22 protein-coding genes and 1 pseudogene are annotated in these 23,214 nt (G+C 44.4%); 18 read left to right on the top strand and 5 right to left on the bottom strand.

All coding sequences use genetic code 11. The features are described 5' to 3' along the window. Window positions 1-6 precede the first annotated feature (6 nt). The 14 genes from hybE (at window position 7) to PR799_RS11170 (ending at window position 11,525) form a co-directional block, all read left to right on the top strand. Window positions 7-492, top strand: coding sequence for a hydrogenase-2 assembly chaperone (gene hybE / locus PR799_RS11105; RefSeq protein ID WP_108478511.1), 486 nt, complete (start codon window positions 7-9; stop codon window positions 490-492). After that, on the top strand, window positions 492-833 hold the full coding sequence (hypA, locus tag PR799_RS11110) for a hydrogenase maturation nickel metallochaperone HypA (protein ID WP_154603408.1): 342 nt from the start codon (window positions 492-494) through the stop codon (window positions 831-833). Before hybE ends, hypA begins: the two co-directional genes overlap by 1 nt. Window positions 834-959: 126 nt before the next feature. Continuing rightward, window positions 960-2,072 carry a hydrogenase nickel incorporation protein HypB gene (gene hypB, locus PR799_RS11115; RefSeq protein WP_272522052.1) on the top strand — a complete coding sequence of 371 codons (1,113 nt, stop codon included), beginning with the start codon at window positions 960-962 and terminating at the stop codon, window positions 2,070-2,072. Continuing rightward, on the top strand, window positions 2,063-2,359 hold the full coding sequence (gene hybG, locus PR799_RS11120; RefSeq protein WP_036956233.1) for a hydrogenase maturation factor HybG: 297 nt from the start codon (window positions 2,063-2,065) through the stop codon (window positions 2,357-2,359). Before hypB ends, hybG begins: the two co-directional genes overlap by 10 nt. Continuing rightward, complete coding sequence (hypD, locus tag PR799_RS11125; protein WP_154627704.1) at window positions 2,343-3,455, top strand: hydrogenase formation protein HypD; 1,113 nt, start codon at window positions 2,343-2,345, stop codon at window positions 3,453-3,455. Before hybG ends, hypD begins: the two co-directional genes overlap by 17 nt. A gap of 1 nt (window position 3,456) precedes the next feature. Next, the gene (gene hypE, locus PR799_RS11130) at window positions 3,457-4,482 is read left to right on the top strand and encodes a hydrogenase expression/formation protein HypE (RefSeq protein ID WP_272522053.1); all 1,026 of its coding nucleotides are present in this window, start codon (window positions 3,457-3,459) and stop codon (window positions 4,480-4,482) included. 69 nt (window positions 4,483-4,551) lie between these two features. Continuing rightward, a complete protein-coding gene (locus PR799_RS11135; protein WP_272522054.1) occupies window positions 4,552-6,132 on the top strand; it encodes an ABC transporter substrate-binding protein in 1,581 nt (526 codons plus the stop codon). After that, entirely contained in the window at window positions 6,132-7,100 is a 969-nt protein-coding gene (locus PR799_RS11140) for an ABC transporter permease (RefSeq protein WP_154627701.1), read from the top strand. The genes PR799_RS11135 and PR799_RS11140 overlap by 1 nt, the downstream gene beginning before the upstream one ends. Beyond that, a complete protein-coding gene (locus tag PR799_RS11145) occupies window positions 7,097-7,909 on the top strand; it encodes an ABC transporter permease (RefSeq protein ID WP_154627700.1) in 813 nt (270 codons plus the stop codon). Before PR799_RS11140 ends, PR799_RS11145 begins: the two co-directional genes overlap by 4 nt. Beyond that, complete coding sequence (locus PR799_RS11150) at window positions 7,903-8,688, top strand: ATP-binding cassette domain-containing protein (RefSeq protein WP_154627699.1); 786 nt, start codon at window positions 7,903-7,905, stop codon at window positions 8,686-8,688. The genes PR799_RS11145 and PR799_RS11150 overlap by 7 nt, the downstream gene beginning before the upstream one ends. 4 nt (window positions 8,689-8,692) lie before the next feature. Then, on the top strand, window positions 8,693-9,283 hold the full coding sequence (locus PR799_RS11155; protein ID WP_272522055.1) for an ATP-binding cassette domain-containing protein: 591 nt from the start codon (window positions 8,693-8,695) through the stop codon (window positions 9,281-9,283). A 105-nt stretch (window positions 9,284-9,388) separates the two neighbouring features. Continuing rightward, window positions 9,389-10,135 (top strand): hypothetical protein, encoded by a 747-nt coding sequence (locus PR799_RS11160; RefSeq protein WP_272522056.1) that lies wholly within the window; start codon window positions 9,389-9,391, stop codon window positions 10,133-10,135. Next, on the top strand, window positions 10,132-10,821 hold the full coding sequence (locus tag PR799_RS11165; RefSeq protein WP_272522058.1) for a hypothetical protein: 690 nt from the start codon (window positions 10,132-10,134) through the stop codon (window positions 10,819-10,821). Before PR799_RS11160 ends, PR799_RS11165 begins: the two co-directional genes overlap by 4 nt. Then, the gene (locus PR799_RS11170; protein WP_272522059.1) at window positions 10,809-11,525 is read left to right on the top strand and encodes a PP2C family serine/threonine-protein phosphatase; all 717 of its coding nucleotides are present in this window, start codon (window positions 10,809-10,811) and stop codon (window positions 11,523-11,525) included. The genes PR799_RS11165 and PR799_RS11170 overlap by 13 nt, the downstream gene beginning before the upstream one ends. A 9-nt stretch (window positions 11,526-11,534) precedes the next feature. Here the strand turns inward: PR799_RS11170 and PR799_RS11175 are convergent, their stop codons facing one another. Next, window positions 11,535-12,425: a LysR family transcriptional regulator gene (locus PR799_RS11175; RefSeq protein ID WP_272522061.1), complete on the bottom strand. Its 891-nt coding sequence runs from the start codon at window positions 12,423-12,425 to the stop codon at window positions 11,535-11,537. 98 nt (window positions 12,426-12,523) lie between these two features. Between PR799_RS11175 and PR799_RS11180 the strand changes: the two genes are divergently transcribed. From PR799_RS11180 to PR799_RS11190, 3 genes are all read left to right on the top strand, one after another. Beyond that, window positions 12,524-13,855: an MFS transporter gene (locus tag PR799_RS11180; protein WP_272522062.1), complete on the top strand. Its 1,332-nt coding sequence runs from the start codon at window positions 12,524-12,526 to the stop codon at window positions 13,853-13,855. Further along, entirely contained in the window at window positions 13,856-14,248 is a 393-nt protein-coding gene (locus PR799_RS11185; RefSeq protein ID WP_272522063.1) for a hypothetical protein, read from the top strand. It begins immediately after the preceding gene. A gap of 180 nt (window positions 14,249-14,428) precedes the next feature. After that, window positions 14,429-15,877 (top strand): MFS transporter, encoded by a 1,449-nt coding sequence (locus PR799_RS11190; protein WP_272522064.1) that lies wholly within the window; start codon window positions 14,429-14,431, stop codon window positions 15,875-15,877. 82 nt (window positions 15,878-15,959) lie between these two features. Here the strand turns inward: PR799_RS11190 and rpoD are convergent. From rpoD to rpsU, 3 genes and pseudogenes are all read right to left on the bottom strand, one after another. Beyond that, window positions 15,960-17,828, bottom strand: a pseudogene (gene rpoD / locus PR799_RS11195) (RNA polymerase sigma factor RpoD); the annotation flags it as partial. 164 nt (window positions 17,829-17,992) lie between these two features. Then, on the bottom strand, window positions 17,993-19,738 hold the full coding sequence (gene dnaG, locus PR799_RS11200) for a DNA primase (RefSeq protein WP_272522065.1): 1,746 nt from the start codon (window positions 19,736-19,738) through the stop codon (window positions 17,993-17,995). A 118-nt stretch (window positions 19,739-19,856) separates the two neighbouring features. Next, window positions 19,857-20,072, bottom strand: coding sequence for a 30S ribosomal protein S21 (gene rpsU, locus PR799_RS11205; RefSeq protein ID WP_001144069.1), 216 nt, complete (start codon window positions 20,070-20,072; stop codon window positions 19,857-19,859). Between the two features lie 373 nt (window positions 20,073-20,445). Between rpsU and tsaD the strand changes: the two genes are divergently transcribed. Beyond that, entirely contained in the window at window positions 20,446-21,477 is a 1,032-nt protein-coding gene (gene tsaD, locus PR799_RS11210) for a tRNA (adenosine(37)-N6)-threonylcarbamoyltransferase complex transferase subunit TsaD (RefSeq protein WP_036956254.1), read from the top strand. Between the two features lie 77 nt (window positions 21,478-21,554). Here the strand turns inward: tsaD and PR799_RS11215 are convergent, their stop codons facing one another. Further along, entirely contained in the window at window positions 21,555-23,087 is a 1,533-nt protein-coding gene (locus PR799_RS11215; protein WP_272522066.1) for a methyl-accepting chemotaxis protein, read from the bottom strand. Window positions 23,088-23,214 lie beyond the last annotated feature (127 nt).

Below are 23,214 nucleotides of genomic sequence, written 5' to 3' on the forward strand. Positions count from 1 at the left end.
GAATCCATGCCAAAAGAAATCCAAGGTTACTCTCAAAATCCGCAGCCTCTGGTTCAGGCTGCTTTTGAACGAGTTGCCCAGCAATCGATGCATGATTTGTCTTTCTTGCATCCGACGATGGGCATCTATGCCAGTGCATTTTCGTTATTTGAAAATCAATGGGTAGGGGCGGTTATCACCCCTTGGATGTTGAGTGCGATCATCTTGCCGGGTCCTGACCAATATTGGGAGCATCGTGTTGTTGGGGAGAAACTCGGTTTGATTCTCCCTTATGGCGAAATGACTTACACCGTTGGGGAACTGGAAGGACTAACTCAATATTTGGCGTGTTCATTAATGTCGCCATTAGACAGAAAGCTAACTGCAACGCAGGGTGAACATTTGGCTGATGACTGCGCGCGGATGTTGCTCTCTTTACCTGTGACAGATCCTAATGTCCCTAAATCACCGGAACGTCGTGCTGTGTTCGCTCGTTATCTGGGAGACCAATAATGCATGAAGTCTCTTTATGCCAAAGTGCTGTTGAGATCATTGAACAGCAAGTAAGACAGCATCAGGTGAAAAAGGTGACCGGCGTTTGGTTGGAAATTGGCGCGCTCTCCTGTATTGAAGAGAGCGCCCTTCGTTTTTGTTTTGATATCGCGTGCCGCGGAACTGTGGCACACGGTAGTCAATTGCATATCCTGTATCGTCCTGCTCAAGCATGGTGTTGGGATTGTAGTGAAAGTGTTGATGTTCACACTCACGACGCCGCTTGTCCTAAATGTCACGGTTTTAATCTTAAAGTTGAGAACGGTGACAGCCTGCGAATCAAAGAATTAGAAATCGAATAGATTTTTGATCTAAGAACCTTTTGTGTGATTTAGAGCGAAAATTGTGAATTGACCTTGCGGTGAATCAACCTATTTTTCTGATGTTGCACTAAGCTAACTTCATCACTCACTTATGGAGTAATCATTATGTGTAGTACTTGTGGCTGTGCTTCGGGAGAGCGCAGAATTGAAGGTGATGAGCACCAACATCACCATGATCATGACCACCACCATGGACATGATCACCATCATTCTCATGACCATGATCATCACCACGCTCAACATTCTCATGGGCATGACCATCATGACCACGACCATCATCACCATGACCACAGTCATGCGGAAGAACATAGTGGTAAAACGGTGATTATTCATCACCATTATTACCACCAAGGTGATGTGAACCACTACTATCAATCTGAGCCCGAAACCTGTGGCGTGAAGATTGAAAAACATAAGCATAAACATAAGCACGAGCATCCGCATTCCCATGAACATGCTCATGATCATAGCCATGAAGCGGAATCCACTTTTGCCCCCGCAGGTGACCACCATGACCTCGATTATGGTCAAGGTGAAGCGGGAACCCATGCGCCGGGTATCAGCCAAAAACGCATGTTACAAATTGAGATGGATGTTCTGGATAAAAACAACCATCTAGCCGAGCATAACCGCGAAGATTTTGCGGCAAAAAATATTTTAGCATTGAATCTCGTGTCGAGCCCTGGCTCCGGTAAAACTACCTTACTGACTGAGACCTTGTTGCGTCTGCGTGACAAATTGAACTGCGCAGTGATTGAAGGGGATCAGCAGACCACCAATGATGCTCAGCGTATTCGTGAAACGGGCGTACCTGCCATTCAGGTTAATACTGGTAAAGGCTGCCACTTAGATGCGCAAATGGTGCATGATGCGGTTGACCGTTTAGGTTTGGATGAGAACAGCCTGCTATTCATTGAAAACGTTGGGAACTTAGTCTGTCCGGCGAGTTTTGATCTGGGGGAACGTCATAAAGTTGCGGTGCTGTCTGTCACTGAAGGTGAAGACAAACCCTTAAAATACCCGCATATGTTTGCGGCATCAGACATTATGATCCTCAATAAAATCGACTTGCTGCCGTACCTGCATTTTGATGTCGAAGCATGCATTGCCAATGCAAAACGGGTGAATCCGAATATCCAAGTGATTAAAGTCTCTGCCACTAGCGGTGAAGGGATGGATGCTTGGTTAGCATGGCTGGAGACTCAGCTATGTGCTTAGGAATACCGGGTAAAATCGTTGCGGTGGGCGAAGATGTCCACCAATTGGCGCAAGTTGACGTCTGTGGAGTAAAACGCGACGTGAATATTGGGCTAATTTGTGAAGGTGACACGGCGGATCTGCTAGGTCAATGGGTCTTGGTACACGTTGGCTTTGCAATGAGTGTGATTAACGAAGAAGAGGCTCAAGCCACCCTTGATGCGCTAACGGCGATGAGCCAGTTAGACCATGAAGTGGGGGACTTTACAGGGCTAAATTCGGGAGCAACAGATGCAGTACGTCGATGAGTTTCGCGACCCTGCCTTGGCAAAAGCCTTATTGGCGCATATCCGCAAGCGTATTGCGGATATCCCAAGAGCCAAGCAGCGCCCATTGCAGTTAATGGAAGTGTGCGGTGGTCACACCCACGCTATCTTTAAGTTTGGTATCGACCAGCTTCTTCCTCCTGAAATTGAATTTGTGCACGGACCAGGTTGCCCTGTCTGTGTACTGCCGATGGGACGAATTGATGGCTGCATTGAAATTGCTGAACGTCCTGAAGTGATTTTCTGCACCTATGGCGATGCGATGCGTGTGCCGGGTAAAAATGGCTCTTTACTGGACGCGAAACGCCGCGGGGCGGATGTGCGGATCGTTTATTCACCTTTAGACGCGTTAAATCTTGCCCAGCAACACCCTGAACGTGAAGTGGTGTTTTTCGGTTTGGGGTTTGAAACCACCATGCCGAGTACCGCACTGACACTACAACAAGCGCGTTTACGCCAAGTGAAAAACTTTTCGGTATTTTGCCAACATATCACTATTATCCCAACCCTTCGTAGCCTGCTTGAACAGCCTGATGTGCGAATTGATGGCTTCCTTGCGCCGGGGCACGTCAGTATGGTGATTGGGGCTCATCCTTATCAATTTATTACCCAAGAATTCCATAAACCGCTGGTAGTTACAGGGTTTGAACCCCTCGATATTTTGCAATCTCTTGCCATGCTGGTGGATCAAATTGCGGATGGTCGCTGTGAGGTAGAAAACCAATATAAGCGCATTGTGGCGGATGAAGGCAACTTGCTGGCACTGAAAGCCTTGGATGATGTGTTTGAACTGAAAGCCACCAGTGAGTGGCGCGGATTAGGCGAAATTGCGGGTTCAGGTGTGCAGTTAACTCTTGATTACCAAACCTTTGATGCGGAGCTGCGTTTTAATATCCAGCCTCATCAAGTGTCGGATGACCCTCAAGCACGTTGTGGTGATGTGCTTACGGGGCGCTGTAAACCAAATGAATGCCCGCTGTTTGGGCAACGTTGCACACCACAAACGGCATTTGGCGCGTTGATGGTCTCTTCTGAAGGAGCCTGCGCCGCGTATTACCAATATCGTCGGGAGGCGTAAAATGAGCTCGGATTCTAAAAACGTGGTTACTATGGCTCATGGTAGCGGTGGCCTAGCCATGCAGCAGTTGATTGAACAGCTGTTTTTACAGGCTTTTGCTAACCAAGCTCTCGATGAACGTGAAGACCAAGCGCGCCTTTCTCTCGCAGACATGACGGCATTAGGCGATCGTTTAGCATTCAGTACCGATAGCTACGTGATTGACCCTATTTTTTTCCCCGGTGGCAATATTGGGAAACTGGCGGTTTGCGGTACGGTGAATGACGTAGCGGTTAGCGGTGCTGTTCCAAAATACCTCTCTTGCGGTTTTATCCTTGAAGAAGGTCTACCACTGTCAGATTTGCAAACCATTGTGGAATCCATGGCGGCAACCGCTAAAGCGGCGGGAGTGCAGATCGTGACAGGGGATACCAAGGTTGTACAGCGTGGCGCGGCGGATAAAGTGTTTATCAATACGGCAGGCATTGGTGTGATCCCAACCGAAATTCATTGGGGCGCTCAGCAAATTCAAGTGGGAGATAAAGTGATTGTCAGTGGAACACTGGGCGATCATGGTGCGACCATTTTAAACTTGCGTGAACAGCTCGGTTTAGAAGGGCAACTCAGCAGTGATTGTGCGGTTTTAACCCCGATTATTGAGCCTCTACGTGATATTGACGGCGTTCGTGCACTCCGTGATGCCACTCGTGGTGGTGTGAATGCCATTTTGCATGAGTTTGCGCAGGTCAGTGGCTGCGGTATTTCCATCAACGAAGGGGATTTACCCGTTTCTTCTGCCGTTCGTGGCGTATGCGAATTATTAGGCCTAGAACCGCTTAATTTTGCCAACGAAGGCAAATTAGTGATTGTGGTGAAACCTGAAGCTGAACAGCAAGTTTTAGCCGCACTACATCAACATCCATTAGGCGTTAATGCCAAAACCATTGGCAGTGTGACAGAAAATAAACAGGTGAAGCTGGTGGGCATTTTTGGTGCTTCCCGACTTTTAGATTTGCCACATAGCGAGCCATTACCTCGAATTTGTTAGTTATTTGTACCCTAAAAACGGTACCTGAAAACGGTACCGAAATGAAAAAATCACCGATTAGAGGGATATATGATTAAAAAATTAGCGGTTGCCATGTGTTTAATGGGATTAACCCTGCAAGCACAAGCGGCTGAGCCCGCATCATCGACACACACTTTACGACTTGCCATTGGCGCAGAACCCACAGAAGGTTTTGACCCAATGTTGGGTTGGAGTCACGGCAGTTATTTGCTCCTGCATAGCCCACTCTTAAAGCAAAAAGCAGATCTGTCTTGGCACAGTTATATGCTCGAAAGCTACACGCATAATGCAGATGGTAAAGAGTGGATACTGACCTTGAAAAAGGATCTGAAATTCTCGGATGGCTCATCGTTAACGGCAAAAGATGTGGTATTCAGCTACAACAATGCGGCGGCGAGCGGCGGTAAAGTGGATATGGGTAACTTCGCGAAAGCAGAAGAAATCGACCCGCTGACCGTTAAAATCACGTTATCCTCTCCGCAAAGTACGTTTATCAATGTGTTGGGATCGTTAGGGATCGTCTCTGCGGATAAGTATGATGCAAAAACGTATGCTCATAACCCGATTGGGGCAGGTCCATACCGTTTAGTGGCTTTCCAACCGGGTCAACAACTGATTGTTGAGCAAAACCCATACTATGCCGGCCCTAAAAATGATTACGGCAAAATGGTGTTTGTGTTCCTTGATGAAGATGCCGCATTTGCTGCTGCACAGAGTGCTCAGCTTGAGGTTGTACGCATTCCACCAGCAGTGGCAAGCAACGCCAATAATGTCCCTAATATGAAGCTGATTGAACGTTACAGCGTGGAAAACCGTGGGATCTCCTTCCCTATTCCACCTGCTGGCGAAAAAGATGCGCAGGGTAACCCAATCGGTAACGACATCACCTCCGATGTGGCTATTCGTAAAGCCATTAACTATGCATTAGACCGCAAGCTGTTGGCAGAATCTGTTCTTGAAGGCTTTGCTGTTCCGGCTTATACCGGTGTCGCTGGGTTACCTTGGAATAACCCTAAATCGTCATTCAAAGATGGGGATTTAGACAAAGCGAAAGCGATTTTGGAAGAGGCCGGCTGGAAGCTGAATAAAGACGGCTTGAGAGAGAAAAATGGTAAAGTGGCGAAACTCACTCTGTGGTACGCCAGTGGGGACACAACTCGCCGCGATTTAGCTCAAGCGATCCGCTCAAGCTTAAAACCGCTCGGTATTGAAATGGATTTGAAATCAGGCAGTTGGGAAACGGTTGAATTGCATATGCATGCCAATCCGACCCTGTTTGGTTGGGGCAGCCTCGACCCAATGGAGTTAGTCCATAACTACAGCAGCAAAGCCGCGGGTGTCGGCTTCTACAATGCGGGTTACTATAAAAACCCAGCGGTGGATGAAATTATCGAAGAAGCGCTACGCCAACCAGACCAAGATGCCGCTATCCCGTTATGGCAACAAGTGGACTGGAACGGCAAAGTGGGTGTGGGCATCCAAGGGGATGCGGCATGGGCTTGGTTGATGAATGTTCAGCATATTTACTTATCAAATCAATGTGTTGATTTAGGTAAAAGCGCCCCCGAAATTCACGGATCCTGGTCTGTGTTGAATAACGTCGATGAATGGAAGTGGACTTGTAAGTAATGCGAACGACCTTTGGGCTTTTATTGCGATTTATCTGCTTATTAACGGTAACCGCGCTGGGGATTTTTATCCTGCTAAGTTACTCGCCGATTGATCCGATCAAAGCCTATATTGGTAACGACTTGATGCATGTGCCCCCTGAGCAATACCCGCTGATTGCGGCGCGTTGGGGGCTTGATCAACCGCTCTGGATGCAGTTCTGGCGCTGGTTTTCACAAATGCTTCAAGGGGATTTGGGGTATTCGATGCTATATAATACCCCTGTTTTACAAGTGATTTCTGACCGTATTGTTCCTTCACTGGCATTGCTCGGCAGTGCGTGGGTATTTTCCGGTGTGGTCGGGTTTGGGCTTGGGTTAGTCGCTGGGCGCTACCTAAACCGCTGGCCTGACAAAGTTATTTCGGCATTTTGTTATCTACTCGCCTCAATCCCTGTCTTTTGGATAGGTTTATTGCTGCTTTCCCTGTTTGCGGTTTCCTTAAAATGGGCACCAATTTGCTGTGCATGGCCGATTGGCCTCGATGAACAGACCGCCACATTTTCACAAAAAATTCAGCATTTAATTTTACCGGTCATTGCCCTTGGCATGTTGGGCGTGGGCACCATTGCCTTACATACCCGCGCAAAAGTGGCTGAAGTGATGAACAGCGAGTTTATTCATTATGCACAAGCGCAAGGGGATAAAGGCTGGTCAATGATGGGCTTCCATGTGCTTAAACATGCTATCACACCTGCGATTTGCTTGCAGTTTGCCTCTGTTGGCGAGCTTTTTAGTGGCGCATTATTAGCAGAGAAAGTGTTTGCGTACCCAGGGTTAGGACAAGCCACTATTGATGCAGGCTTACGTGGAGATGTGCCATTGTTAATGGGGATTGTGATGCTCTGCGCCGTACTGATTTTCTTCAGTAATACAATGGCAGATTTGCTATTAAAACGGGTGAATAAGGGAGTGATAAGAGAATCATGACTTATAATCCGAATCGCGCTCTGATCAAACTACTCCTTTCATTAAGTTGCCTGATTTTATTAGGTAGCTACGCCTTTTGGCTGCTCTCTTCTGATATTGAAATGAGCTTGCTTGATAGGCGACAAGCGCCGTCATTGTTGCATTTATTTGGAACAGACAATTTAGGGCGCGATTTATTTGAACGTACATTTCAAGGGCTAGCCACCAGTTTACAAATTGGTTTAACCGCCTCGATCACCAGTGGCATTATCGCCTTGGTGATGGCGGGGTTATCTTCGCTCAATAAAAGCATGGATTATGTCGTGCGCGGCATTATTGACGCGTTACTCGCTCTACCACATTTACTGTTATTGGTACTGATTTGCTTTACGCTAGGCGGCGGGAAAATGGGCGTGATTTGGGCGGTAGCATTAACCCATTGGCCTAAATTAACGCTGATTCTACGTTCTGAACTGCTGCGGGTTCAGCAAACGGATTACATTATGTTATCCCATCGTATTGGCAACAGCGCATTTGAGCGTTTACGCTACCATTACTTACCGATGTTACTTCCTCAATGGATGGTCGGGACATTATTAATGTTTCCGCACTCCGTGTTACACAGTGCCGCATTAAGTTTCCTCGGGTTTGGGTTAGCACCCCATGAGCCATCGCTGGGTATTTTGCTTTCTGAAGCGTTACGTTACTTGAGCACCGGTGCGTGGTGGATGGTGGTTTTCCCCGGTGCGGCATTGATGGGGTTAGTTCTGCTATTTGACCAATTTGCGAAATCGGCTCAACAATTGTGGTTAAGGGGAGCAACATGCTGAAATTTGAAAATCTGACCATTGATGTGGCGCAATATCGTTGGTTGGGTAAAAAGCAATGGTCTCCATTACTGCAAGATATTTCGCTAGATATTCAACCTGGTGAAATGGTGGCGCTGATTGGCGGTAGTGGTGAAGGTAAAAGTTTATTACTACAAAGCGCATTAGGATTATTGCCAGACAATATGCGCTGTAAAGGGAATATCGAACTGAATGGTCAAGCCCTGACAGAGAAAACCAAATCCCAGTATCGTGGGAATTCGTTGTGTTACGTGCCTCAAGGTGTGAGCGCATTAAATCCATTAATTCAGATTGGTCCTCAGCTAGAACGCGCCGCGGTACTCAGCGGGAAGCATATAAAAATGCACGATGTGGCACGACATCTACAAGAATACAGTTTGCAATCGAGCCTTGTGAATCACTACCCAAGCCAGCTCTCAGGGGGAATGGCTAAAAGGGTACTGGCGAGCAGCGCCACGCTTTCTCGCGCGGAATATATTCTCGCTGATGAGATCTCTTCATGGCTGGATGACGAACATGCGGTGCAATTGCTCGATAATATTAAATCTCTGTGTCGCGATGGTCGCGGAGTGTTATGGGTGACTCATGACCTTTCTATGGCGGTGCGTTTCGCCGATCGCGTGGCACTACTGCGTAATGGTGCGCTTGAAGAAGTACTGAGTAGTCAAAAACTCAAACAAGGTGGTGGCGGACAATGGATCCAATCTCTATGGAATGCTCTGCCGGAACATCAATTTATGATGTTGGATGAATGGAGGTAGCCAGATGCTAGAGATTCAAAATCTGCGTATTGAGCAAGCGGGTAGGATATTGTGGGATAACCTGAATTTGTCATTGGCAGACAATGAACGACTTGGTATTTCCGCTCCCAGTGGATTTGGAAAAACGACGCTGGGACGTGTACTCGGTCAGTGGCAAAAGCCCACTGATGGACAAGTTTTATTGAATGGTGAGATTGTTCCTCACCGCGGTTATTGCCCAATCCAGCTAGTACCGCAACACCCAGAAAAAAGCTTTAATCCTTATCGTACCGTGGGTTCCAGTGTACGCGATGCGTGGGAACCGGATGCCCAATGGTTAGATTGGTTATCGATAAAACCTCAATGGCTAGAAAGGCGCCCAAGTGAATTATCGGGTGGAGAGTTAGCTCGTATTGCGCTGCTTCGAGCCCTCGATCCCCGCACACAAGTGTTGATCGCTGATGAGATCACGGCTCAATTAGACGCTCATCTTCAAAAGGAAGTGTGGCAGCATTTGATCTGTATTTCACAGCAACGCCCCCTCGCGATGATTATTTTTAGCCACAATAAAGCGCTGCTGGAAAAAGTGTGTACCTCTGTCTTGAGCGTAGTATAAGACATCACTTACGCGATATTCATTAAGTCCCCTACTTGACTTTTACCTTTTTGCCATGATAATTGTTTTTAGTCCTAGGACTTAGGACGAATGGTCGGAGGGAACATGAAAAGTCAAGATATTTTACTTCTCCTCAAAATCATATCTATGCATATTGAGATAAATGGGAAGAATACGGATAGCGATATTGTTGAGTTATCTAATCATAATGGTGGCTGGTGGGAGGCGTTTAGTGAGGGAGGCTCTATTACGGACGTAGGGGGAGTTTCTGCTAATAATTTCAATGATGATGCTCTTATTTCCTCAATATCCTCGGCCGAACATGAAAATTGGAAAGAGAAGGGATTAAGACCTAGCTACACAGTAGAAAATGATATTCAAAATCGTTTTACAGTTAGAAATCTTGAGTTATATACAGGAATTAGCAAGTCTCAGATTAGCTTAAGTTTAAATCGTATGTATGACGTGGGGTTAGCAAAACCAGATAGAGCTTTAGGGATCCCTAAAGTGAATATAAAAGGGCTGTTAGAGTTTATTGCATATGGCATTAAATATGTATTCCCTGCTAAAGAAGGTGCTTTGTCTCGAGGGATTACAACCTCTATTGCTGCACCTGCGCTTAAAGGATCACTAATGTCATCAGGAGAGATCCCGCCAGTGTGGGCTGACCCTAGAGGAAAAACGAAAGGGGTTATGATTACTCCACTTCACCCGAACATCTTCCAAGCGATACAAAATGATAATCGCTTATATGCGATGTTAGCATTAGTTGATGCTATAAGAATTGGGCGACCAAGGGAACATAACCTAGCTTTAGAAAAGCTAGAAATTATTTTTCAGGGGGTCAAATGAGTACAATTAATTTGCAAAAAGAGATGCTTTTAACGGTGGCAAAAGCATTAGGAAATGAGTTGTTGCAGCAAGTGACGTTTGTTGGAGGATGTACAACTGGGTTATTTGTTACAGATGAATTTACGAAGGAGCAAGTCCGGTATACGGATGATGTTGATTTAATCGTTAATATTATGGGGTATGCAAAATTTGCTCAGTTACAAGAGACACTAAGGTATAAAGGATTCAAAGAGGATCCAACCGAAGACGTAATATGCCGAATGTTATTAGGTGAATTAAAAGTTGATTTTATGCCAATAGATGAACAAGCATTAGGATTTAGTAATTCTTGGTATAAAAAAGCAGCTGAAACAGCATTAGACTACACACTGGAAAGCGATATTGTTATAAAACTAATTCGTCCAGAATACTTTATTGCGACTAAATTAGAAGCTTATTTGGGCAGGGGGAATGGGGATTTACTGAGTAGTCATGATATTGAAGATATTTTGAATCTCTTTGATGGAAGAGAAAGTATTGTAGTTGATATTTCACATGCTGATACTGAACTAAAAAATTATATCTCAGAAGAATTGTCAAAATTAATTGAGGAATATGATTTTGAAATGGTTGTACAGAGTGCTACCCAAGGTGATCGCTTGAGAGAAGATATTATCTACAGCAGGTTAAATGAATGCATAAATTAATACAGAATAATAAATTTTCATGGAGATTTCATTCTGTTACTGGTCAGGATAGAGCGTGTAATAAAGATGTTTTTACTCTTATTATCAGAGATAAAATAACTCTTATTATCGCTTTTGATATATCTACCTCATCGCCAGCTCAGCCTGAAATGGCAGCTTTCTTCTCTAAAATACTTTCAAAAGAAATAGACTCTTTAACCACATACAGCAGTAAGATTATTCATGACTGTATTCAATTGGCATTTAAACAAACGAAAAAACAGTATCGAATTGGAAAAGCAAGTATTTTAATATTTGCCAAGTTTGAACAAGCTCTTTTTTGCTTCCATGCTGGAGACGTTAGGTTAGGAATATATAATAAAAATGAGGCTATTTATTGGATTACAAATGTTCATACGGGAGCTAACCCATTTGGGGAATTTTTTAATAACCAAATGCTTCAAGATGAAAGAAGAAAAATAGTTACTCGAAACTTTAATTTACAGCGAAATTTGATATTAGATTGTCTGGAGAATATTGAACTATTTGAAGGACAGATAGTAATTGCGAGTGATGGTTTTTGGGCGGAATGTACACATGAACAACAGCAAAGTGTTTTATCAGGTGATTCATGTTTAGTGAAAGATGATATGACGTTGCTAGTTTTCGAATGGAATAGAGACAATAAATTACCGAATAATGTAGATAATTTAACCTTGCTCTAAATCTAAAATTTATTGAATATTTCCCACCAAAAACTCAATAAATGCCCGTGTTTTGGCGGGGAGATTTTGGGTGTTCGGGTAGAGCAGCTGAATATTTTGTTTGGGGAGCTCAAGGTCTGGAAGTAAACGGATTAAGCGGTGAGAGTTTAGATCCTCTTCAACTAGCCATGCGGGACAAATAGCGGCACCGAGTGATGCTAATGCTAGCTGGCGGATAGTTTCTGCGGAATTAGACTCATACTGGCTATTTAATAGGGGCAACCCAAACTTTTCACCATGGCGATTTTGTAGAATATATTGGTTATCTTGCAAATTCAGTAGTGAATGTGTGACCCATGGAATATGCGCTAAGTCCTCGATATTTTTAATAGAATATTGATTGGTAAACTGGGGGGTGGCGACCAAATAAATTGCATATTCTCCGAGCTTACGGGATTTTAATGATGAATTTTTTAAATTCCCTAATCGAATCGCAATATCCAGCTTTTCAGCTAATAAATCATCAAAAGAAGAGTTGAAGCTGTATTGTAGACGCAGTTGAGGGTATTGCCGGCAAAATGCTGGGAGCAAAGGTAAAATGTAACGCTGGCCAAATTCATTGGTTGAAGAGAAACGTAATGTGCCAGTTATGTTGGTTGCTAAATTTTGGCTTCTCTCAAAGGCTTCCTCTATCTGTAATTGAATCCGTTTAAAATCATCGTAGAAATATTTTCCCACCTCAGTGAGCGCAATATTGCGGGTATTTCGCACCAATAAGCTGACATTTAAGCTTTTTTCGAGCTGTTTAACATCAATACTGACCATCGAACGGCTTAGCTCTAAGACTTCTGCGGCTTTGGTAAATGAACCAGAATCGACAACTTGAAGAAAGCTGGTAATTTGCTTGAGATTTTTTTGCATAATCCACTCGATTGTTTGATTTTGTTAAACAATGATTTTACTTCCTTTGCATCGACAGGAGAAGGGGTGCACTCTACTCTTTGCGACCGGAGGTAGCTATGTCATACCGTTATCAAATCGCTACAGTATTTCTTCTCGGCTTTTTCATTGATTGTATTAACATTTTTATGTCTGCCATTGCATTGCCAGACATCGCTTCGGCATTTTCGGCGAGCCAGTCGATGGTCTCTTGGGTGGCGAATGCCTATATTTTAGGGCTCGTGCTCATTATGCCAGTTAGCCTGTGGTTAGCGGGTCGTTTAGGGGAGCGCAAGTTACTGGCTTATTCGATGCTGCTATTTTCCCTTTCCGTTGGGCTATGTGGATTTAGTGATTCTATTTATAGTTTGATTTTCTGGCGCTTTATTCAGGGAATTGCAGGGGGATTACTAATTCCTGTTGGGCAGGCTTTAGTATTTGCTCTATTTCCTAATCAAGAACGCCAAAAGATATCGACGATGATTATGACGGTTGCTTTAATTGCCCCAGCATTTTCTCCGGCAATTGGTGGCATGATTATCGATTCTCTTTCTTGGCGATGGGTATTCTTTGCTAATCTTCCGTTTTCATTGCTGGCGGCACTGTTGGCTTGGGGCTGGGTAAAATCCAGTGAAAAACAGGTACGAGAAAAGCCTGATATTATTGGTTTGCTGTTAGTCAGTTTCAGTTTACTGAGCTTATTGATGTCATTCTCTCTTTATAATGATTATCAAAGTTTAGCTCTCGGATTATTGAGTTTTGCGCTTTCTGCCGCTTTGCTGATTGTTTATTTACAGTACGCAAAGAAATACCGAGCACCGATTTTAAACCTGCAATTACTCAAAAATTATAATTTACGGAATGGTTTTATTGTTTATTACGCGGTACCGGGAATTTTTACGGGCGTTAATTTACTGAATATTTTTAATCTACAAAACAATATCGGATTTAATGCACAACAAACGGGCATGTTTATGTTGGTGTATGCGGCGGGTGCTCTGATTTCCATGGTAACTGGCGGCTATTTTTATCATCGTCTGGGTAAGCGAAGCCTATTTATTACAGGTATCGTTGTGCACAGCCTTGGGATCTTAACCTTGTTTTGGGTCGATAACCAAAGCCAATTAGGGCTATTGATTATGGCTTATTTATTAATGGGAACAGGCGGTGGGATCAGTGCGAATACGGCGCAAATTAGTGCATTACTAGACTTTAAAGATAAGGATTTATTGCAAGGTAGTGTGTTGTGGAATATTAACCGCCAGGTGGCCTTTAGTGTGGGGACGGTGGTATTAATTTCCCTCTTTAACCTTATTTCATTTTCATCAGAGTTAGTTCGTTATCAATATACGTTTTTCATTGCAGCTATTCTGGGGCTGCTATCGTTAATTTCAGTCATTAGGGGAAAATAGATGGATTCTAAAATGTCGCTGGCAATACAAAGTGTGATTGATTTACATGTGGCTATTGAGGATGTATTTACAGGGCGCAATCAGGGAGAGAGTTTGCCGCTTTTACTGAATAGCTTTGATCCGGATTTTAAAATGATCACCATTCAAGGGCAGGGGATCACCCACAAAGATGTCACTGCGCTGTTTAGTCAACATGTTGGCAAGAAGCCTAATTTAACCATCACAACTCAGCAGATAGTGCCAATTCAGCAATTAGGCAATGACTGCTGGGTACAATACCAAGAGTTGCAGACCAATGATGGCGTTTCGACGTTACGAATTTCAACCGCGTGTATTCATGTTGAAAATGAAAAATACGCTTGGAAATATCTGCATGAAACACCGGTGAAATAGACCAAGTTTAAAAAAATAGTGACTTAGTGGAACATGAAACGGCCAATAGGCCGTTTTTTTATAGTTAGGTAACAAAGAATTCTTCGTTTTAATTACAAATGATTTCTATTCTCAATATCGATTGACCGTCGGTCAGTTGCGATCTAACATACGGTAAAGATCGAATATGGGAATAAGAGAATGAAACGAATTTTTCTGATTATTGCAGTGTGTTTGGGAACGTTTATGGCGACGCTCGATATCAGTATTGTGAATGTCGCACTCCCAGCAATAGGGCAAGAACTCTCCACAAATTTATCGATGTTACAATGGGTTATCGATGCATATGCGTTGTGCTTATCAGCATTGATCCTCTCCGTCGGACCGCTAAGCGATCGTTATGGGCGTAAGAAAGTGTGGCTGGTTGGGATCGCAATTTTTACGTTAGGGTCGTTAATCTGTGCGTTCGCCTCAAATATTCAGTGGTTGCTATTTGGAAGAGCTGTTCAAGGCATTGCCGCCGCGGCGCTGATCCCTGGGGCGTTATCCATTATTACTCAAGCATTTAGTAATGATATCGAGCGAATTAAAGTGATTGGTATCTGGTCAGCAGTTAGTGCGTTATCACTGATTATTGGCCCTATTTTAGGCGGCTTTTTGGTGGATACCTTTGATTGGACAACCATTTTTATCATCAATATTCCGATTGGCTTGTTGACTTTGGTATTGGGTGGACTCGGGATCACGGAAAGTGCCGATCCAGATAAGGCGGCATTAGATCCGGTTGGTCAGTTGTTGAGTATTGTTGCTCTTGGTGGGATCACTTATGGGTTAATTGAAGCCGGGGATCTCGGTTGGGATAGCCCATGGACTCTGGGAAGTTTAGCGCTTGGCGCTGTGGCATTATTGAGTTTTGTTGCCGTAGAGCTGAAGGTGGCTCGCCCCTTATTACCGTTGTATCTATTCAAGAAAAATCCTGATTTTTTTCAATACAATATGGCATCATTTGCCCTCGGGTTTGCTACCTACAGTAATGTGTTTTTTATCGCGCTGTTCTTACAGAAAGGGCAAGGTTGGGGGGCGTTTGAAGCAGGCTTACGGATGGCGCCAGAATTTATCGCAATGGCGTTGTTTTCATTCGGTTTCGGTCTGCTTTCTCGGCGATACAGTGTCCGTAATATTATGATTATTGGTTTTCTGCTGATAGCTCTGTCGTCCATGCTTTTAACACGAGTTAATGCTGATACCGACTATTTCCCTATTGCGGCCACGTTATTTATTTTGGGGGCGGGCATGGGAATGGCAACACCGGCAATAGGCGCATTGGTGATGTCGAGTGTAGAAAAAGCCTATTCAGGGATGGCATCTGCGGTGATGAACGCATTGAGACAAACAGGTATGACTCTGGGGATCGCCTTACTGGGTACGCTAATGACTCATCGAGCCGTTGATTTATTGCTGAGTAATCAAAAGGTTAATTTACATCTTTCTGATGAGCAGATTGTCGAATTAGTGAATCATCATGGTTTTTTTTCGTCGACGATAATTGAGCAAGCAACCCGTTCAGCCTTTGTTTCGGGTTTTAATTTAGCGATGTTTGGTGGAGCATTAGCCATTTTGCTTTCATTAGCGTTAATGTTTAAACGCTAGCAAAAATTGAGAGTGAGTGACCGATAAAAAAACACCTGCCGAAGCAGGTGTTTAATTTTGTAGATTTGAAGACGTTTACGGCTTATTCGTCTAAGAAGCTGCGCAGAACTTCTGAGCGGCTTGGGTGACGTAATTTACGCAGCGCTTTCGCTTCAATCTGACGGATACGCTCACGGGTAACATCAAACTGTTTGCCCACTTCCTCTAAGGTGTGGTCAGTGTTCATGTCGATACCAAAACGCATACGCAGGACTTTTGCTTCACGTGCGGTTAAGCCAGCCAGAACCTCATGAGTTGCCGAACGTAAGCTTTCTGACGTTGCAGAATCTAATGGTAACTCTAATGTGGTATCTTCAATGAAATCGCCTAAATGTGAATCTTCATCATCACCAATTGGCGTTTCCATGGAGATTGGCTCTTTCGCAATCTTCAGTACTTTACGGATTTTATCTTCCGGCATTAGCATGCGTTCTGCCAGTTCTTCTGGCGATGGCTCACGGCCCATCTCTTGCAGCATTTGACGAGAGATACGGTTCAGTTTGTTGATAGTCTCAATCATGTGAACCGGAATACGGATTGTACGTGCTTGGTCAGCGATAGAACGGGTAATAGCCTGACGGATCCACCATGTTGCATAAGTTGAGAACTTATAACCACGACGGTATTCAAACTTATCAACCGCTTTCATCAGACCGATGTTACCTTCTTGAATCAAATCAAGGAACTGCAGACCACGGTTGGTGTATTTCTTTGCGATAGAAATAACCAGACGTAAGTTTGCTTCAACCATCTCTTTCTTCGCACGACGAGCCTTAGCTTCACCGATAGACATACGACGGTTGATATCTTTAACCTGTTCGATTGTCAGGCCAGTTTCTTCTTCGATTTGACGCAGTCTTTGCAGACAACGCAGAACTTCCTCTTCCACTTCCAGCAGTTTTTCAGACCACGGCTTGTTCATCGCTTTTGCTGCGGTTAACCAAGTTTCGCTGGTTTCATTGCCACTGAATAAGGTGATGAAGTTCTTCTTAGGCATTTTGCACTGCTCAACACACAGTTTCATGATGGTACGTTCTTGCATACGAACGCGGTCCATCATTTCACGCATGTTGTTGACCAGATAGTCAAACTGCTTAGGTACTAAACGGAACTCTTTGAAAACTTCGGATAATTGCTCGATAGCAGCCGCCGTTTTCGCATCGCTACGACCATATTGCTTAATATGGGTGCGAGTTTTTTCATATTGTTCGCGAAGATCAGAGAATTTCTGACGCGCTAACTCAGGATCGATGCTGTTATCGTCATCGCTATCGCTGTCATCGCCGTCTTCATCTTCTTCGTCTTCGTCGTCTTTATCTAACTCTTCTTGTGGAAGTTCAGAACCTACGTGGGTTGCTGTAGGGGCTAAATCTTCTTCCGCATTTGGGTCAACGAACCCAGTGATGAGATCAGATAAGCGGCTTTCGCCAGCTTCGACGCGGTCATACTGTTCAAGTAAGTAGGTGATAGCCTCAGGATATTCAGCAACAGAGCACTGAACCTGATTAATACCATCTTCGATACGTTTTGCGATGTCGATCTCACCTTCACGGGTAAGAAGTTCGACAGTCCCCATTTCACGCATATACATGCGCACTGGGTCAGTGGTACGGCCGATTTCACTTTCAACACTGGACAATACTTGAGCTGCAGCTTCAGCCGCATCTTCATCCGTGTCGGAAGTATTTTCAGCCAAAATTAAATCATCGGCATCAGGTGCTTCTTCCATGACCTGGATGCCCATGTCATTAATCATCTGGATGATATCTTCAATCTGATCCGAATCGACGATATCTTCCGGCAGATGGTCGTTTACCTCAGCATAGGTTAAATAACCTTGCTCTTTACCCTTGGTGACGAGTAGCTTAAGCTGTGACTGCGGGTTTTGCTCCATAAGACGGTATCCACACTTCTGAGTATTTAAATTGGTGTCGGTCGGCGAAACTAACGGCCAACAAGAACATTTAAAGGGACATTTGACTACGCGCTACGCCCTTTATATTTCGTAGCATTTACAGGCATTTGCCTTGTTATTTGCGGCACTTAAGCCGTTCTGTATACTATTTTTTGGATGCTTTACGTTTTCACTCGTGAAAGAGTGATTAGACGGACTTCTTCGCGCTCTTCAGGTGTCAGCCTTTGTGTTCGTTCTTTCGCTATCAGATAGTCGAAACGCTCATCGAGGGCGCTATTAAATAGATGATTTAGAGCATCTATAAAGGTATTTTCCGCTATTTCCTCTATTTCTATATCGTTCCATGTTGCGAGTTTTTCAAGTTGTTTCGCGAAATTATTATCGCGATAACGTTCTAGCAACTGCCCAGTGGTCATTCCGGGGGTGGAACGGCAAACTTCAACCAATTCCTGAAATAGAGAAAGCCCCGGCATTTGGATATGGGCAATTCCCTCTAGCGAGGGAACAAGCTCCGAAAAGTTCGGATTTTGCACCAACAACGCGATAAGTATACGCATTGTTGTTGGTTTCAGTTTGGGTGCCTGATAGTTAACTGGCTCAGTACTCTCTCTATCAATCATAGCAAGAACTTGGGAAATATCCGGTATACCAATGAAATTTCCTAGCTCTTGTGCCATATAGAGGCGCAGAGTTTCACCCGGAATCTGTTTTATCAATGGGATAGCAAGTTTACTAATTTTTGCTCGACCCTCTTGGGTTTTTAAGTCCACTTGGGGAACTAAAGAGTCAAACAAAAAGGTGGAAAGACTTTGCGCATTTTCCATACGTTGCTCAAAGGCGTCTTTTCCTTCTTTGCGTACCAATGAATCTGGGTCTTCACCATCAGGTAAAAACATAAAACGGAGTTGGCGACCATCGGTTAGATAGGGAAGGGCGTTTTCAAGTGCGCGCCAAGCGGCTTCTCTTCCTGCTCTATCTCCGTCATAACAGCAAATTACCGTGTCTGTTGAGCGATAGATCAATTGAATATGCTCAGAGGTTGTAGAGGTGCCAAGTGATGCAACCGCATAGCGGATGTCATACTGTGCGAGTGCTACAACGTCCATATAGCCTTCAACAACAAGTAATTTTGCAAGCTCACTACTATTTTGCGTGGCTTCATAAAGGCCAAAAAGTTGGCGGCCTTTATGGAATATATCGGTTTCTGGGGAGTTTAAATATTTTGGCAATGCATCGCCTAACACCCGTCCACCAAATGCAATTACGCGACCGCGACGATCCCGAATCGGGAACATGACTCGCTCTCTAAAGCGATCATAAACGCGACCATTATCATTAGTGACCAGCATGCCCGCTTCATCAAGTTGCTGACGGCTTTCTGGGGTCACGGCAAATTTCTTGAGAAGGTTGTCCCAGCCTGCGGGCGCAAAACCAATCGAAAAATGCGAGATAATATCTGCACTTAAACCACGTTGGCTTAAATAATCTTTGGCTTTATTGGCCGATGGATGATTTAAGGCAGCGCAGTAAAACTGATTTATTTTTTCCATCAATTGGTACAAATTTTGACGCTGATGGAGTTCAATTTGGCTGGTTCCGGTTCCTTTTTCGTAAGGAACATCCAGACCGTGTAATGCGGATAACTCTTCTATTGCTTCGACAAAATCTAATTTGTCGTAATTCATCAGAAAATCGATGGCGTTACCATGGGCACCACAACCGAAACAATAGTAAAATTGTCTCTCACCATTGACAGTAAATGATGGTGTTTTTTCGTTATGAAAAGGACAGCAAGCGTGATGGTTCTTACCCTGTTTTTTTAACGGGACTTTTGCATCGACTAAATCAATGATATCGGTTCGAGCGAGTAAGTCATTGATAAATGAACGCGGAATTCGTCCAGCCATAAGCCTCTTTTTCGCCTGTTGATGAACGATAATAAGCCGCGCTTCCGTTAGGAAAGCACGGCCTTTAACTGCTAACTACTTACTTGTCTGTATTGGCTGCGATTAAAATCGCAATCAATTAGTACAGACGAGTACGGCGTGCGTTTTCGCGAGCCAGTTTTTTAGCGTGACGCTTTACAGCTGATGCTTTAGCGCGTTTACGTTCAGTCGTTGGTTTTTCATAGAATTCACGACGACGAACTTCTGCTAAAACTCCTGCTTTTTCACAAGAACGTTTGAAACGACGCAGTGCTACGTCGAATGGCTCGTTTTCACGTACTTTAATTACCGGCATGTGCCTCTCACCTCAATAGAAATCGGTTTGTTGCTGGTTTTTGTTCACCAGCCGTCATTTAAAATGGTGCGGAATTTTACTTCAATGAGTACGGGTTTGTAAAGTGCCGTATAAAATTGAATCACGCAAGATCACCTGTTTTGCCTCAGCTTTAATCAATAAAGTGAGAAAAACCAGATAATAATGAGAATTTGCCACACGAAATTTTTATTACAGGGGTCTGATTATAGACTATACAACTTGGAAAGTCAGCCTTTTGCTGGGATTAATTGTGGGATTTCATGACTTTTTATTACGCAATGACGCAAATTTAGGCGCGATGGTGCAAATTTAGTGATAGACTTGCCCTCATGCAACAAACAAGGGTAGTGCAATGCGTGTTTTAGGTATCGAAACATCTTGCGATGAAACTGGAATCGCAATCTATGATGATAAACTGGGTCTACTTGCGAACCAGTTATACAGCCAAATTAAAGTTCATGCTGATTACGGCGGTGTCGTACCCGAATTAGCCTCTCGTGATCATATCCGCAAAACAGTACCGCTGATTCAAGCGGCACTCAAAGAAGCCAATTTAACCCGCGAAGATATCGATGCCGTTGCGTACACCGCAGGTCCCGGTTTAGTGGGTGCATTGATGGTGGGAGCGACGGTGGGTCGTGCGCTGGCGTTTGCGTGGGATGTACCTGCGGTTGCTGTGCATCACATGGAAGGGCATTTGCTCGCTCCTATGCTGGAAGAAAAAAGCCCAGAGTTCCCATTTGTGGCATTGTTAGTGTCTGGTGGTCATACCCAGCTAATTAGCGTGACGGGCATTGGTGAATATGAACTTCTCGGTGAATCCATCGATGATGCAGCAGGCGAAGCATTCGATAAAACGGCGAAATTACTCGGTTTAGACTATCCGGGGGGGCCTGTGTTATCACGCATGGCGCAGCAAGGCGTTGCAGGGCGTTTTGTTTTCCCTCGCCCGATGACTGACCGTCCGGGGCTGGATTTCAGTTTTTCCGGCTTGAAGACGTTTGCGGCAAATACGATCCGCGATAATCCTGATGATCCTCAAACTCGCGCTGATATCGCTCGTGCTTTTGAAGATGCAGTTGTGGATACGCTCGCGATAAAATGTAAGCGCGCGCTTGAGCAAACTGGCTTTAAACGCTTAGTGATGGCCGGTGGTGTGAGTGCTAACCGTACTTTACGCGCCAAAATGGAAGAAGTTTTGAAACAGCGTGGCGGCGAAGCATTTTATGCACGCCCTGAGTTTTGTACCGACAATGGTGCAATGATTGCTCTCGCGGGCTTAATTCGCTTAAAAGGCGGTGCAAATGCAGATTTAGGCGTGACCGTTCGTCCTCGCTGGCCGCTTGCAGAGTTGCCACCGTTAGATGAAGGCGCTGTTAAATAATTAATTATGTTTTGAACATAATTAAAGTGAGGGCTAGCGTATTACGTTAGCCCTCTATTTTTTAATGTAAAATGTTTTTAGTGCAAGATAGTCACTGCATCTTCTAAACGAATGGAACGATCTTTAACGTGATTTGCGGTCTCAGTGCTCTGCTCAACGAGTAAGCTGCTTTGTTGAGTGATGGATTCCAGTTCACTGACGGCTTGTGTGATATCAGAGATCCCAGAGGCTTGCTCCGTTGTAGCATGGCTAATATGGGTAATTAGCTGTGTTACGTTTTGCACTTGATCCACAATCTCTTTCATTGTGTTCCCCGCCGCGTAGACTTGGTCTTTACCGGAGCTCACTTTCTTCTCACAGTTATTGATAAGTTCGCGAATATCGTTCACTGCACTGGCACTGCGGCTCGCTAAGCTACGAACTTCATTGGCGACGACCGCAAAGCCTTTACCTTGCTCACCGGCTCTAGCGGCTTCCACGGCAGCATTCAGTGCCAAAATATTGGTTTGGAATGCAATATCTTTAATCACATCGGTGATGGAGTTAATTTTACTGGTGCTATGGACGATTTCATCCATGGTGGTGACGACCGCATCCATCATTGCTCCCCCATTAACGGCCGTTTCACTGGTTTCGTTCGATAGCACATCGGCTTTATGCGTGTTGTCCGCATTCATCTTAACGGAGACCGCCATTTGATTCATGGTAGCGGCGGTTTGCTGCATATAGCCTACGGTACGCTGTGTATGGCTATCGAGTTCACCACAATCGCTCACTAACGATTGGCTTCCTTTACGGACGTTATCTACTTGCTCAGAGACATCGTTAATCAGCCAACGACACACTAAGCCTAGCTGGCCAATGGAGCGCAGTATCTGCCCAATTTCATCAACGCGGTTCATGTGATCAATGCTATTACGGTTACCTCGCGCTACGCTTAATGCCTGAGACATAATATTTTCGAGCGGCTTCGCAAAACTACGCTCTAACATCACATTACCGAGTAGCAGGGTTATTAAGGTGAATAAGCTGGTCAGTAGCAGTGCATTGCCGGATAGACCCGATAAACCCGCCATCGCCATCCACAGAACAAATAAGCTGCTGGAAATTAAACGGCAACGCCAGCGAACAGACAGGGTTGAAAGTGAGAATCGGCGGCGTTTTGGCAGCACGATCCCCTTATAAATTCGGCGATTGCTACGATTTTCGACTAGAGCTTTATACAGCGGCTCAACCGCGGCGATTTCCTCTCGGGTCGCACGTAGACGAATGGACATATAACCGGTGATGACACCTTTTCGCTGCATAGGGATGATATTAGCGCGAACCCAGTAATGGTCGCCATTTTTACGGCGATTTTTGACGATCCCAGTCCAAGGCTCTCCCATTTTTAAGGTACGCCACATATCCGCAAAGGCGGCTTTAGGCATATCTGGATGACGAATAATACGGTGTGGTTGCCCCATTAATTCATCGAGGTCATACCCGCTGACTTGCACAAAAAAATCATTAGCGTGAATAATATTCCCTTGAAGGTCGCTTGTGGTCATCAAGGTGATATCTTCATCTAAGATATGCTCATTTTGGGTTACATATGGAATTCTGCTCATTTTATATTCACTTTTATAGTTAAGTTTTCCTTTATATAGTCGACAGTTTTTAATTATTCATTAGTAATAAATTTGCAATATTTTAACTATTTTTTAAAAGTGTGCGCTGTGTTATGAATAAGTGTAA

The sequence above is a fragment of the Providencia sp. PROV202 genome (assembly GCF_028479565.1).
Lineage (GTDB): Bacteria > Pseudomonadota > Gammaproteobacteria > Enterobacterales > Enterobacteriaceae > Providencia > Providencia zhijiangensis.

Bases quoted from the DNA above. Each gene is read 5' to 3' on its own strand.
- hybE (WP_108478511.1), top strand. From the start codon at position 7: ATGCCAAAAGAAATCCAAGGTTACTCTCAAAATCCGCAGCCTCTGGTT.
- hypA (WP_154603408.1), top strand. From the start codon at position 492: ATGCATGAAGTCTCTTTATGCCAAAGTGCTGTTGAGATCATTGAACAG.
- hypB (WP_272522052.1), top strand. From the start codon at position 960: ATGTGTAGTACTTGTGGCTGTGCTTCGGGAGAGCGCAGAATTGAAGGT.
- hybG (WP_036956233.1), top strand. From the start codon at position 2,063: ATGTGCTTAGGAATACCGGGTAAAATCGTTGCGGTGGGCGAAGATGTC.
- hypD (WP_154627704.1), top strand. From the start codon at position 2,343: ATGCAGTACGTCGATGAGTTTCGCGACCCTGCCTTGGCAAAAGCCTTA.
- hypE (WP_272522053.1), top strand. From the start codon at position 3,457: ATGAGCTCGGATTCTAAAAACGTGGTTACTATGGCTCATGGTAGCGGT.
- PR799_RS11135 (WP_272522054.1), top strand. From the start codon at position 4,552: ATGATTAAAAAATTAGCGGTTGCCATGTGTTTAATGGGATTAACCCTG.
- PR799_RS11140 (WP_154627701.1), top strand. From the start codon at position 6,132: ATGCGAACGACCTTTGGGCTTTTATTGCGATTTATCTGCTTATTAACG.
- PR799_RS11145 (WP_154627700.1), top strand. From the start codon at position 7,097: ATGACTTATAATCCGAATCGCGCTCTGATCAAACTACTCCTTTCATTA.
- PR799_RS11150 (WP_154627699.1), top strand. From the start codon at position 7,903: ATGCTGAAATTTGAAAATCTGACCATTGATGTGGCGCAATATCGTTGG.
- PR799_RS11155 (WP_272522055.1), top strand. From the start codon at position 8,693: ATGCTAGAGATTCAAAATCTGCGTATTGAGCAAGCGGGTAGGATATTG.
- PR799_RS11160 (WP_272522056.1), top strand. From the start codon at position 9,389: ATGAAAAGTCAAGATATTTTACTTCTCCTCAAAATCATATCTATGCAT.
- PR799_RS11165 (WP_272522058.1), top strand. From the start codon at position 10,132: ATGAGTACAATTAATTTGCAAAAAGAGATGCTTTTAACGGTGGCAAAA.
- PR799_RS11170 (WP_272522059.1), top strand. From the start codon at position 10,809: ATGCATAAATTAATACAGAATAATAAATTTTCATGGAGATTTCATTCT.
- PR799_RS11175 (WP_272522061.1), bottom strand. From the start codon at position 12,425: ATGCAAAAAAATCTCAAGCAAATTACCAGCTTTCTTCAAGTTGTCGAT.
- PR799_RS11180 (WP_272522062.1), top strand. From the start codon at position 12,524: ATGTCATACCGTTATCAAATCGCTACAGTATTTCTTCTCGGCTTTTTC.
- PR799_RS11185 (WP_272522063.1), top strand. From the start codon at position 13,856: ATGGATTCTAAAATGTCGCTGGCAATACAAAGTGTGATTGATTTACAT.
- PR799_RS11190 (WP_272522064.1), top strand. From the start codon at position 14,429: ATGAAACGAATTTTTCTGATTATTGCAGTGTGTTTGGGAACGTTTATG.
- dnaG (WP_272522065.1), bottom strand. From the start codon at position 19,738: ATGGCTGGACGAATTCCGCGTTCATTTATCAATGACTTACTCGCTCGA.
- rpsU (WP_001144069.1), bottom strand. From the start codon at position 20,072: ATGCCGGTAATTAAAGTACGTGAAAACGAGCCATTCGACGTAGCACTG.
- tsaD (WP_036956254.1), top strand. From the start codon at position 20,446: ATGCGTGTTTTAGGTATCGAAACATCTTGCGATGAAACTGGAATCGCA.
- PR799_RS11215 (WP_272522066.1), bottom strand. From the start codon at position 23,087: ATGAGCAGAATTCCATATGTAACCCAAAATGAGCATATCTTAGATGAA.